The organism is Streptomyces sp. NPDC001678 (assembly GCF_042892945.1).
GTDB lineage: Bacteria > Actinomycetota > Actinomycetes > Streptomycetales > Streptomycetaceae > Streptomyces.
Genome location: NZ_JBIAUP010000014.1, coordinates 149,725 through 161,190 on the forward strand (window position 1 = coordinate 149,725; position 11,466 = coordinate 161,190).

At 74.6% G+C, this 11,466-nt stretch carries 8 protein-coding genes; 4 read left to right on the plus strand and 4 right to left on the minus strand.

Annotated elements, in window-relative coordinates; genetic code table 11:
* Positions 1-49 precede the first annotated feature (49 nt).
* The 4 genes from ACFYZR_RS26340 (at position 50) to ACFYZR_RS26355 (ending at position 4,266) form a co-directional block, all read left to right on the plus strand.
* Positions 50-655 (plus strand): response regulator, encoded by a 606-nt coding sequence (locus ACFYZR_RS26340; RefSeq protein ID WP_391914421.1) that lies wholly within the window; start codon positions 50-52, stop codon positions 653-655.
* 82 nt (positions 656-737) lie between these two features.
* Positions 738-1,601 (plus strand): alpha/beta fold hydrolase, encoded by an 864-nt coding sequence (locus ACFYZR_RS26345; RefSeq protein WP_391914423.1) that lies wholly within the window; start codon positions 738-740, stop codon positions 1,599-1,601.
* A gap of 162 nt (positions 1,602-1,763) precedes the next feature.
* The gene (locus ACFYZR_RS26350) at positions 1,764-3,335 is read left to right on the plus strand and encodes an MFS transporter (RefSeq protein ID WP_391914425.1); all 1,572 of its coding nucleotides are present in this window, start codon (positions 1,764-1,766) and stop codon (positions 3,333-3,335) included.
* A gap of 196 nt (positions 3,336-3,531) precedes the next feature.
* Positions 3,532-4,266 carry a hypothetical protein gene (locus tag ACFYZR_RS26355; RefSeq protein ID WP_391914427.1) on the plus strand — a complete coding sequence of 245 codons (735 nt, stop codon included), beginning with the start codon at positions 3,532-3,534 and terminating at the stop codon, positions 4,264-4,266.
* A gap of 64 nt (positions 4,267-4,330) precedes the next feature.
* Here ACFYZR_RS26355 and ACFYZR_RS26360 read toward each other — a convergent pair whose 3' ends face one another.
* From ACFYZR_RS26360 to ACFYZR_RS26375, 4 genes are all read right to left on the minus strand, one after another.
* Complete coding sequence (locus ACFYZR_RS26360; protein WP_391914429.1) at positions 4,331-4,882, minus strand: hypothetical protein; 552 nt, start codon at positions 4,880-4,882, stop codon at positions 4,331-4,333.
* 153 nt (positions 4,883-5,035) lie between these two features.
* The gene (gene lanKC / locus ACFYZR_RS26365; protein ID WP_391914431.1) at positions 5,036-7,552 is read right to left on the minus strand and encodes a class III lanthionine synthetase LanKC; all 2,517 of its coding nucleotides are present in this window, start codon (positions 7,550-7,552) and stop codon (positions 5,036-5,038) included.
* Positions 7,553-7,689: 137 nt separating this feature from the next.
* Positions 7,690-10,272 carry a class III lanthionine synthetase LanKC gene (gene lanKC, locus ACFYZR_RS26370; RefSeq protein ID WP_391914433.1) on the minus strand — a complete coding sequence of 861 codons (2,583 nt, stop codon included), beginning with the start codon at positions 10,270-10,272 and terminating at the stop codon, positions 7,690-7,692.
* A gap of 44 nt (positions 10,273-10,316) precedes the next feature.
* The gene (locus tag ACFYZR_RS26375) at positions 10,317-11,378 is read right to left on the minus strand and encodes a radical SAM protein (RefSeq protein ID WP_391914435.1); all 1,062 of its coding nucleotides are present in this window, start codon (positions 11,376-11,378) and stop codon (positions 10,317-10,319) included.
* Between the last annotated feature and the right edge of the window lie 88 nt (positions 11,379-11,466).

The window sequence follows — 11,466 nt, forward strand, 5'->3', positions numbered from 1 at the left end:
CCCGCGGAGTTCCCCCCAGGGGGGTGAGGGGGCGGAGCCCTTCCGGAGAGTGACCGTGGTGGTGGCCGACGAGCACCCCGCCTACCGCGAGGGCGTCGTCCGGGGCCTGCGCGTCGACAGCCGGATCGATGTGCGGGCCGAGGCCGAGGACGGCGTCGCGGCGCTGACCGCCATCAGGGACCTCGTCCCGCACGTGGCCCTGGTCGACTACCGGCTGCCCAAGATGGACGGCGTCGCCGTGATCCACGCCGTCGTCGAGGACGGGCTGCCGACCCGGGTCGTGCTGCTGTCGGCCGCCACCGACGCGGCCGTGGTCTACCGGGCGCTCAGGGAGGGAGCCGCCGGACACCTCGCCAAGGACGCCAAACGGCCCGAGTTCGTCGAGGCGGTGCTGGCGGCCGCCGACGGCAGGCCGGTCCCTCCGGAGACCGGGCCCCGGCCGCACGCCGGCGAGGAGGCCCCGGCCCTCTCGGACCGCGAGCGGCAGGTCCTGCTCGGCTTCGCCGAGGGCAAGGGCATCCCACAGATCGCCGCCGAGCTGCGGCTGGCGGCGAACACCGTCAAGTCCGTCACCCAGCGGCTGTACGAGAAGCTCGGGGTGCCCGACCGGGCGGCCGCGGTCGCCGAGGCGGTACGCCGGGGACTGCTCGACTGAGGCGGGCGAGGAGGCCCGTCGCCGAAGCCCGCCGCCGAAAAATCGGAGGCCGGGTCGCGGCGTGATCACTACGATCCGGATCATGAGTACTCCCCTTGCCGGTCCCACGTTCGTCCTGGTGCACGGGTCCGGGTCCAGTTCGTTCATGTGGGCGCCCGTACAGCGGGAGTTGGCGTTGCTCGGCCACCGCAGCTTCGCCGTCGACCTGCCGGGCCATGGCTTCGACGCCCAGTACCCCGTGGCCTATCAGGCCCCGCAGGACCTCGACGGCTGGGCGGCCGAGCCTTCGACGCTGGCCGGGGTCACCTTGCGGGACAACGTGGACAAGGTGGTCGACGTCGTCCGCCGGGTGGCCGGGTACGGGCCCGTGGTGCTGGTGGGCGCCAGCCTCGGCGGGACCACCATCACCCAGGTGGGCAACGAGATCCCCGAACTGGTGGACAGGCTCGTCTACATATCCGCGTGGTCGTGCGTACAGCGGTCCAGCCCGGTCGAGTACATGCAGGAACCCGAGTTCGCCGACAACCTGCTGGGCCCGCTGTACGCGTTGAACGTCGGTGACCCGGCCGCACTCGGCGTCGGCCGGGCCAACTACCGTACGTCGGACCCCACCCTGCTCGCCGCCCTCAAGGCGGCGGTCATGGCGGATGCCACCGACGAGCAGTTCCGTGCCTTTCTCAACATCCTGCAACCCGACGAGTCCATCGCCGTGATGACGGCCGACGCCCGCGGGCAGGCCGACACCTGGGGAACGATCGCCCGCACGTACATCCGGCTCACCGCCGACCGCACGCTTCCGGTGGCGATGCAGGACCGCCTGATCGCCGAGGCCGACGCGCTGACCCCTGACAACCCCTATGACGTGCACAGCCTGGACACCAGTCACACCGGCTTCGTCCTGCGGCCGGCGGAGGTGGTGGAAATCCTGGACGGGCTGGTCGCCTAGGGATCGCGCCGTCGTGCCGCCGCCGTGCCGCCGACGGGCCGTCGTGCGGTCCCGCCCGGCCTCCTCCGGTTGCGGGCCCTGCGGGGATCCGGTCGACTGGGCTGACCGGTGCCTTCCGGGTGCCGGTGGCCCGGGGACCCGAGAACGGTGAGGTGTCGTCCGATGGCGCGAGCTCCGGAGGAATCCGGACCGGACGGACCGGAAGACGGACCGGGAGACGGGCCGGACCCCGGACCGGACCCCGGCCGCTGGGCGATGCTGGCCGTGCTGTGCGCCAGCCTGCTGCTGGTCGCCATGGACGCCACCATCCTCAACGTCGCGCTGCCCTCGCTGATCGACGACCTCCGGCCCGGCCCGCTGGAACAGCTGTGGATCATCGACATCTACGGGCTGATCCTGGGCGGCCTCCTCGTCACCACCGGCGCGGTCGGCGACCGGTGGGGCCGCAAACGGCTCTTCCTCCTCGGCTTCGTGCTCTTCGGCGTCGCCTCCGTCCTCGCCGCGACCGCGCACAGCTCGCTCCAGCTGATCGGCGGCCGGGTGCTGCTCGGGCTGGGCGGCGCCATGGTGATGCCCTCGACGCTCTCCCTCATCCGGAACATCTTCACCGACGCCCGGGAACGGGCCCTGGCCATCGGCGTGTGGGCCGCCGTGGCCGGGGCGGGCGCCTGTGTGGGGCCGCTGGTGGGCGGGTTCCTCGTCGAGCACTTCGAGTGGCAGGCGGCCTTCTGGGTGAACGTCCCGATCGTCGTCGTGACGGTCGCGGTGGGCGTGCGGCTGCTGCCGGAGTACCGCGCTCCGCACCCCGGGGGCCTCGACTGGCCCGGAGCGGGCCTCTCGATCGTCGGCATCGTGGCCCTCGCCTGGGGCATCAAGCACATCGCCAAGGGCAGCCCGCACCCCTCGGACGTGGGCGCCCTCCTCCTCGGCGTGGCCCTGCTCACCCTGTTCGCCTGGCACCAACTGCGGCTCGACGACCCCTTGCTGGACGTCCGGCTGTTCCGCGAGGGCCCGTTCCTCGCGGCGGCGCTGGCCACGCTTCTGGCGATGCTCGCCATCGGCGCCGCGCTGTTCCTCATCTCCCTCTGGCTCCAGTACGTCCACGGCTACTCGCCCTCGGAGGCCGGGCTGCGCACCCTGCCCTCCGCCCTCGCGATGCTGGCCGGCTCGCTGAGCTCGCCCTGGCTGATGCACCACGCCGGGGTGCGCGCCGTCCTGGCCACCGGCCTGGGCGCCCTCGCGGGCGGCTTCCTGCTCCTCGCCCTCGCACCGGAGCCGACCACCTACCCGGTCGTGGCCGTCGTCCTGGCCGGGATCGGCCTCGGCGACGGGCTGGCGATCACCGCCTCGGCGTCCGTCCTCGTCTCCGCCGTCCCCGCCGAGCGCGCCGGGCAGGCCGGCGCGGTCTCCGAGACCGCCTACGAGCTCGGCGTCGGCCTCGGCGTGGCCCTGCTCGGCAGCATCCACGGCGCCGTCTTCTCCGACCGGATGACGAACCTTCCGCTGCGCGGGCACGATCTCGACACCGCGCGCGGCTCGGTCGGCGGCGCGGCGGAGGTGGCGAAGCGGGTGGGCGGGGACACGGGACGGCGGGTGCTGGCGGCCGCGCGGGACGCCTTCGACCAGGCGCTCACCACCACCGCGTACGTCTCGGCGGGCATCGTCGTCGCCGTCACCCTGCTGACCGTGTTCATGGTCCCGCGCGGCTTCAAGGTGACGGGCGGCGGTCACTGATCAACGCCCCCGAGAACGCGGGCTGTTCGGGTTCGGTCGTGCTGTGACGTTTCTGTGACATGGAGCGAACTCGTCCGCCACGCAAGTCCACATAGATTCACTCATGCACCACTAAGCCACCCCGGATCACGCCGGATGAGGGCGGTCGGTGCCGAAACCCCTTTCTCTGCTCGTACTGTCACACGTAGGAGTCGCCATGCGTCGTCACGCCCTCCGTACCGGCTTGGCCGTCGCCGTCCTCGCCGGTACCGCCCTCGCCCCGACCGCCGCGTTCGCGGCCGGTCCCCACAGCACCGGCACCGCTTCGCCGGCCGATCCCTCGACCGCCCGGTGCACGGTGGTCAAGAATGACCACGTCGGCGCGGGCCTCGGCATCCGGATGACGATGAGCCCCCAGGGCCCCTCGGTCACCTTCCTCGACCCGGTCGACGGCCCGGTCGCCAGCCTCGGCACGCTCGACCGCAGCCGTCCCGCGCTGCCGCAGGGCGCCGGCATCGACGAGGAGATCCTCAACCCGTACGGCTCGACTCCCCAGCTGCTCACCAAGACCGACGGCGGCAACGACGGCCTGTACGGCATCGTCAACTTCCCCCGGATGCCCCAGGGCTGTTCGGTGGACAAGGCATTGGTCATCAAGCAGTGCACCGTGGTCAAGAGCCAGGACATCGGCGCGGGCACCGAAGCCCGGATGACGATCAGCCCGAAGGGCCCGTCCGTGGACTTCTACGACTGGGCCGATGGCAGCCGGATCGCAGACTTGGGCACGCTCGACCGCGCCCGCCCCAAGCTTCCCGACTCCGCCGGAATCTACGAGGAGATCGTGGACCCCAACGGCTGGACTCCCCGACTGAAGTCGAAGACGGAGGGCGGTCGCACCGACTACGCGTTCTTCGACTTCGCCAAGATGCCCAAGGGCTGTCCGCTGCACTGACGGGCGACGGTCTGCGGGTGGCGGGCGGCCACTGAACGACGGCCGCCCGCCACCCCCTCCCGGGTCAGGGCACGATGCGCAACTGCACCACGCCACCCGCCTGCCGGACCCCCTCCGGTGTCAGGCAGCCCACCGGCAGCCCCGTCGGCGCCAGCTCGATGTTCCGTTCCGCCGCCGCGCCCTTGTCGCGTCCCTTGACCACGACGCCCGAGAGCCGCACCGTGTTGACGCCCAGGACCCGCCCGGCCTGGCCGGTGACGTAGTCGATCTCCGACACCGAGCCGTCCCCGTAGCGCACGACCTCGTGCCCCCTGGGCGTGTCGAGCGCGAGACACGTGCTCTCCGGCGAGACGCCGACGACGTCGCCGGTGGCCGCGACGGTGTGCCCCGGGCGGTCCGAGCAGACGTACGAGGCGACGGCCCGGATGCCGACCCGCTGCGGGGTCAGCGTCAGCCCCGGCCGGTACGAGGTGTTCTCCAGCCCCTGGCAGGTGACCGGCCACCCGTGGGCATGCCCCCCGTGGGGGTCGGCCCCGGCGGGCGGGGCCCACCCCAGGCAGGTCGCGATCAGTGCCAGTGAGCCCAACGCGACCCCGATGCCGCGCTTTCCGGTCATGCGGTACCCCTCCACAAAGCCTCGACGCGCCCGGAACAGCGCGTTCCGGCCCTCCCTACCCCCACCGTCCACGGGAACCACCCCGCGCCGCCGGGCCCCCGCAGCACCGCCGTCCCGCCCGCGCCACAGCGCGCGCACCCCGGCGCGCCACGCTCAACCGGTGCGCAGGAGCGGCAGCGACGCGCCCGCAGTGGTGCCCCGCAGCGCCGTGTGGACGGCGAGCAGCACCCCGGCTGTCCCCGTCGCCAGGTCCATCGACAGCCTCAGCAGCCCGTCCATCGGGAAGGCCAGCCGCCCCTGGAACCGCACCGCGTGCAGCCCCAGCCCGCGCAGCTGGGCGTCGCGCGCGTCCGCCGGGCCGCCGAGGTGGACGAGCGCGTAGAGCAGCCCGGCGTGGCCCTCGAAGAGACCGGAGGACAGCAGCAGTTCGGTGCCCAGGCCCGCGCGGATCCGGTCCCGCACCCCGGCGAAGTGCGGGTCCTCGCGGTGCCGCAGGTATTCGTGGAGGGCGATGGCGACGCCGGCGCCGCCCCCGCCGAGCGTGGTCAGCCGGAGCCGTCCCGCGCGCACGTGGACGTGCCGGCCGGGGGACACCCCGCAGTGGGCGAGGTCGCGGGCGAGCGCGGCCTCCGCCCACCGCAGCCAGCGGTCCTCGCCCGTCTCGGCGAAGAGCCGGCCGAACAGCAGGGCCGGCCCGGACCAGCCCCGCATCAGCCCCGCCGCCGGTACCGGTACGGGAACGTCGTCGTCGAGGCCGCGCGCCAGCCGCTCCGCCAGCCGGGCCGCCGTCGGCACGTCCCCGAAGTGCGCGAAGGCCAGGCCGATCCCGGCGAGCCCGCCGAACAGCCCCGCCCCGCAGTCGCGCAGGTCGAAGGCGCCCAGCCGGGCCAGGGCCGCCCGTGCCTGCTGGGGGCGGCCGAGCTCGTCGAGGACGTAGGCCACGCCCGCGAGCCCGTCGTAGAGGCCCGGCCGGGGCCAGCGGGCCCGCTCGGCCGCCCGGGCCAGCCAGTCCACGTACCCCTCGAAGCGCGCGCCGCCGCCGTGCCCGGTGCGGTGCAGCGCGTGGAGCACGCCCGCCGCGCCGTACGCGAGCGCCGCGCCCTGCCCGTCGAACTGCCGGACGTCGCCGGGGAAGAGCCGGTCCTCCCGCTCCGGGGTGGCGCTGCGCGTGATGGCCTCGCGCAGGGAACCGAGGGCCTCCGCCCAGTCGCCGGCCGGGCCGTCCGCCGTGCGCGGCCACGCGGGCGCGGGCGGCGGGGCGGGGTCCGGGGGCGGGGCGAGGCCCGCGCGCAACCGCTCCCCGTAGCCGGGCGGGAGGGGGAAACGGTCCTCGACGTGCCCGATCAGCTCCTCGTGCTTGCGGGGGGCGAAGCGCAGCAGCTCGGTGAGCGGGCAGAAGACCGCGAGCCGCAGGCAGTCCAGGGCGTAGGCGTCGACGGCCGGTCCCGAGCGCGCCCAGGGGGCCGTGAAGCCCGCCGTGCCCAGCGCCGGGGTGAAGTTCTCGTCCATCCCGAAGGACGTCTCGAAGTCGACGAGGCAGACACTGCCGTCCGGCCGCACCAGCACATTGCCCGGCTGGAGGTCCCCGAAGACCACGCCCCGCCCGTGGAGGGCGGCTATCGCCTCCTCGACGCGGGCGACGACCGCGCAGGCCCAGGCGGTGTACGCGGCCAGCTCCGCCCGGCTCGCGGCCGGCCGGAAGAGGGGGTGGCGGCGCCCCATGGCCTCCTCCAGCCGTTCCCCCTCGACGAACTCCTCGACGAGGAAGTGGTGTTCCCAGTGCCGCGTCCGGGCGAGCACCTCCGGTACGCAGCCGAGCCCGGCGAGCCGTTCCAGCACGGCGTGCTCGCGCCCCAGCCGGGCCACCGCGTCCATGCCGTTGTCGTCGACCCCGGCGTACGGGCGCGCCTCCCGCAGCACCACGCGCCGCCCGGTGCCGGGGGCGACGGCGCGGTAGACGCCGCCGCTGTTGGAGAAGCGCAGCGCCTTCTCCACCCGGTAGGGCAAGCCCCCGGCGCCGTCCGCCCGCGCGGCGCGGATCCGCCCGGCGATGAAGGGCGGCACGCCCGCCCACGACGGCACCTTGAAGGCGGCCCCGCGCACATCGGGCACCGCCCTGCCGTCGGGCCGGACGACGGCGGGCACGTACTCGCCGTCGCCGGAGAAGCAGAACCGGGGCGCGAACCCCCCGTAGCGCAGGTACAGCGGCCCGTCGTCCCAGCGCAGGTCGCTGAGGATGTAGGGGCCCTTGACGCCCCGCAACAGCGCGGACAGTTCCTGGAGGGTGCGTTCGAGGAGTTCCTCGGAGCACGGGTAGACGGTGACGAGCTTGCCGCCCGCCGAGCGCGGGGCGCGCTTGCTGTTGACGAGGGCCAGCAGGGTGCGGCTGCGCAGGAACTTGAAGCCGATGCCGCGCGCGACGCAGTACTCCCACACCGTGGCGATCGCCCGGGGGGCCTCCTCGGCGGTCGCCGAGACGTGGATCTTCCAGCCCTGCGGCGGCAGTCGCGCGTCCCGGGGCCGCAGGACCACCCAGCCCTCGCGTTCGGCGCGGTGCCACCCGGGTGGGGCCGGGCGGGCGGCGTGGGCGAAGCGGACGGCGGTGTCCTCCACGCGCTCCGGGGCGTCCACGAAGAGGGGGTCGGCGACGAGGTGGCCTTGAGCGAGCATGCCGTGCTCCTCTCCGGTGCCGTTCGGGGTGCCTCGCGTCTCCGGCGGGCCTGCCGCCGCCGCACCGGACGGCGGCGGCAGGCCCGCCTCCCGCGAGGGCGGCTCAGACCTGTCCGAGGGTGCTGTGGTAGCTGTTGCTACACGGCCACTGGGCGGGGGTCTCCTCCTCCAGCTCCTGTAGCTCCAGGATCTCCGACACGTCGATCACCTCCCTCCCGGGCGGGCGGGACGGCCACGGGACGGGGGTCGAGGAAGGGCAGGACGGGCCCGGTCCCCTCGAACGCCGAGCCCAGCGCGAGCAGGACGCCGGCGGCGCCCGTCGCCAGGTCCGCCGAGAGCCGCAGCATCCGGAACCCGGGGAACGCCAGGTGCCCCCGGTAGGTCTGGGCGTACCAGGACAGCAGGCCGATCTGCCGGCCGAGCGCGGTGCCCGTGACCGGCTCGCCGAGCGCCGCGAGCACGGCCACCGACCCGGCCCGCCCGCGCAGCAGGCCCGCGTTGCGCACGTACACGGCGTCGCAGGTGAGCCGGAGCGAGGCCAGCACGGCGGCCAGCCGGGGGTCGGGCCGGTACCGCAGCAGGTCGCGCAGGACGAACGCGAGCCCGGTGCTGCCCCCGTGGAGGTACGGCAGGTTGGCCGTGCCGTCGAAGAGGGTGAGCGTCCCGTCGGGGAGGGTGCGCAGCCGCACCAGGTCGTGGCGCAGGGCGCGCCCGGCGAGGCCGAGGAGGCAGGCGTCGCCGGTGTGCTCGTAGAGCCGCAGGAACAGCAGGGCCGCTCCGGTCGCGCCGTGCAGCAGCCCGTAGGGCGCGGGGCGGCCCGGCGGGGCGGGCGGGGGGCCGTCCTCGACGGCGCGGCCGAGCTCGCCCGCGAGGTCCAGCGCGCGGCCCAGGAGCGCGGGGTCCCCGGTGGCGGAGGCGAAGTGCAGCAGGGTCAGGGCGATGCCGGCCCGGCCGGCGGCCAGGCCCGCGTCGGGCACCGCGTCCCCCTTGGGCGGGCAGCGGCCGAGGACGTCGAGGGCCTCCGCGCGCAGGCCGAGCGTGTCGAGGACGAACGCGACGCCGTGGAGGCCTTCGTGGAGGCCGGGCGCGGGGTCGGGGTCGCGCCGCACGGCCGCCAGGAGCCACGCGGTGTACTCCTCGGGCACCCGCGTCCCGGCCCTGTGGAGGGCGTACAGGACCCCGGCCGCGCCGTGGGCGAACCCGGGACCGCCCAGCGTCGTGGGCCCGGTGGGGCTGCCGGGGAAGAGCCGGTCGGTACGGCCCGGGGTGGCGGTGGCGTGGATGCCCCGGACGAGGGAGTCGCGGATCGCCGGCCAGTCGGGCCGGTCGGCCGCCAGCAGCGCGCCCGCCCGGTCGTCCTCCGCCGGGTGGCCCTCGGGCCACAGCCCCGTCAGCAGCCCGGCGCGGAAGCCTCTCGGCACGGGGTAGTGCCGCTCGACGGCGGCGGTGAGGGTGTGGAGCTTGCCGGGGCTGCGGTAGGGGACCGGCAGGAACAGCCACAGGCGCAGCCGGTCGAGGAGACGGCGCAGGGCGGCGGGGGCCGCCAGGCCGGGCGGCACGGTGAAGCCGGGTTCGCCGGTGGCGGGGGCCCGGTCGTCCCCGGCGTCGGTGAGCGTGCCGAGCCCGACGAGCGCCACCCGCCCGTCCGGGCGCACGAGGACGTTCTCCGGCCGGAGTTCGCCGAGGCGCAGCCCGTGGGCGTACAGGGCGTGCAGGGCCCGCTCGGTGCGGTCCACGACGTCCAGGGCCCAGTCGGTGTACGGGGCGGCCTCCCGCGCGGCAGGCCCTGGTGAGGTGAGCGGGAAGGCGGTGGCGGCGGCCCGCGCCAGCGAGGTGCCCTCGATGAACTCCTCGGCGAGGAAGCGGTGTTCCGCGTGGGTGAGGTGGGCCAGGACGCGCGGTACGCAGTCCAGGCCCGCGAGGCGCTCGCGCGCCGCCCGCTCCCGGTCGAGCCGGGTGACGGCGTCCTCGCCCCGCTCGTCGAGCCCGGCGTACGGCCGGGCCTCGCGCAGCACCACGCGCTCGCCGGTGCGCTTGTCGACCGCGAGGTAGGTGCCGCCGCCGTGGGACCTGCCGAGCGCCCGCTCGGCCCGGTAGGGGAAGCCGCCCGCCGGCCGGGCGCGCAGGGCCTCCAGGGCGGGCCGGAGCACCTCGGGCAGCGGCACCCCGTCGGGCGGGGCGAAGACGCTCCGGTCGCCGGGCCGGGGCCGGCCCGCCGGGCCGGGCGGGCCATGGCTGACGTACAGCGGGCCGGGGCCGTGCCGCAGCGCGCCCGGTACGTACGCGCCGGGCAGCCCGGCGAGGAGGACGGCGAGTTCCTCGAGGCTTTGGGCGAGCGTCGCCCCGTCGCCCGCGTGGACGGTGATCAGCCGGTTGCCGGGCAGCGGCTCGGCGCGGTCGCCGCCCAGTTCACGGGCGGTGGCGCGGCTGCGGATGAAGTCGAAGGGCAGGGCGTGGGCCACGCAGTGCCCCCAGACGATCTCGATGGCCCGGGCGAGCTCCGGCAGTGCCACCGACACATGGATCCGCCAGCCCGCCTCCGGCGCCGCCGGGCCGGGCCGCAGGGTGATCCACCAGCCGCACTCGCCCCGCTCCCAGCCCGGCGGCGGCTCCCGGCGGGCCGCCGCGAACCTCTCGTGGTCGTCCGGATAGCGCTCGGGCACCTCGTAGAAGACGGGGTCGGCGAGGCAGAAGCGGTCGTAGTCCTTGAGCGTCAGCACGGCGCGTCCCTTTCGGGGCGTTTCGGGGCGAGGACTTCCGGGGGTCAGTGGGCGAGGGCGCTGAACTCCGGGGGATTCGTGCGGACCGCGCGGCGTTCGATACGGGAACGGACCTCCGGGGAGCCGAAGTGATAGTCCATGCGGCGCACGGCCGCCGCCCAGTCCTGCATGGTGCGCACCGCCGACAGCGTTTCCACGACAAAGGGATCGCTGAGCCGGGAGACGCCCCGGTGCCACAGATCGAGCGGGGATTCCTGGAGAATGTTTCCCACGGTGCCCTCGTACACGGGCAGTGCCCTGACATCACCGTCCGGTTCGATCTGCATCACCAGTGTGTCGACGCCACTGGCGAAACGGTCCGGTCGCATCACGAGGTTCTGATTGTCGGTGGTGAAGACCCGTACCCCGGCCGGTGCGAGACGCTGGAGCCGGGCCCGCCGTTCGTCGCTCGTCAACTCGGCGACCCGGTCGTCGTCGAGGAGCTCGAAACGACAGAATTCCGGGCGGCTGGCGAGCCCTTCGGGCACCGCCGCGTTGAAGGTGAGCGTGCGCAATTCCGGGAAGCGCGGGGCGATGGCCGTGCAGAATTCCTCCAGTTGCGGGAAATTGCTGCGCACGACGACGCAGTCGATGCCGAACCACAGGGGAGCGTGCCCCCGCCGGGTGCGCTCCCGGGCGACCCCGTCGAGCTGGGTGAGGGCGCTCAGCGCCCGGTCGAAGGAGCCCCGCCGGCCCCGGATCCGGTCGTGGACCTGGGCCGTCGCCCCGTCGAGGCTCACGATCACCTCGTCGAACACGGAGCCGAGTTCGGCCGCCATCCAGGGTTCCATGATCCAGCCGCTGGTGTAGACGGCGGTGCGCACCCCGGCCCGGGAGAGCCGGCCCGCGACCTCGAAGATCCCCTTGACGACGAGGGGTTCCCCGCCGGAGAGCGCGACCACCCGGGGATTCAGCGAGATCAGGGCGTCGGCGACCCGCAGCATGTCCTCGTGGCTCAATTGCCGCGGCGCCCGCCTGCCGGACTCCGAATAGCAGTGCGAGCAACGCAGCGGACAGGCATAGGTGGTGTCCCAGACGACCACCTCGGGACCGGAAGACACGCTCATGGTTCCCTTTCGGCTTTCCTTGAATCGCACAGTCGATCGTCCCACCGGGCCGCCGGGGCCGGTAAAAAGGCGGATATACCGAGTCTGC

Coding starts and splice junctions, on each gene's coding strand:
- ACFYZR_RS26360 (WP_391914429.1), bottom strand. CDS start 4,882: ATGACCGGAAAGCGCGGCATCGGGGTCGCGTTGGGCTCACTGGCACTG.
- ACFYZR_RS26350 (WP_391914425.1), top strand. CDS start 1,764: ATGGCGCGAGCTCCGGAGGAATCCGGACCGGACGGACCGGAAGACGGA.
- lanKC (WP_391914431.1), bottom strand. CDS start 7,552: ATGCTCGCTCAAGGCCACCTCGTCGCCGACCCCCTCTTCGTGGACGCC.
- ACFYZR_RS26345 (WP_391914423.1), top strand. CDS start 738: ATGAGTACTCCCCTTGCCGGTCCCACGTTCGTCCTGGTGCACGGGTCC.
- ACFYZR_RS26355 (WP_391914427.1), top strand. CDS start 3,532: ATGCGTCGTCACGCCCTCCGTACCGGCTTGGCCGTCGCCGTCCTCGCC.
- ACFYZR_RS26375 (WP_391914435.1), bottom strand. CDS start 11,378: ATGAGCGTGTCTTCCGGTCCCGAGGTGGTCGTCTGGGACACCACCTAT.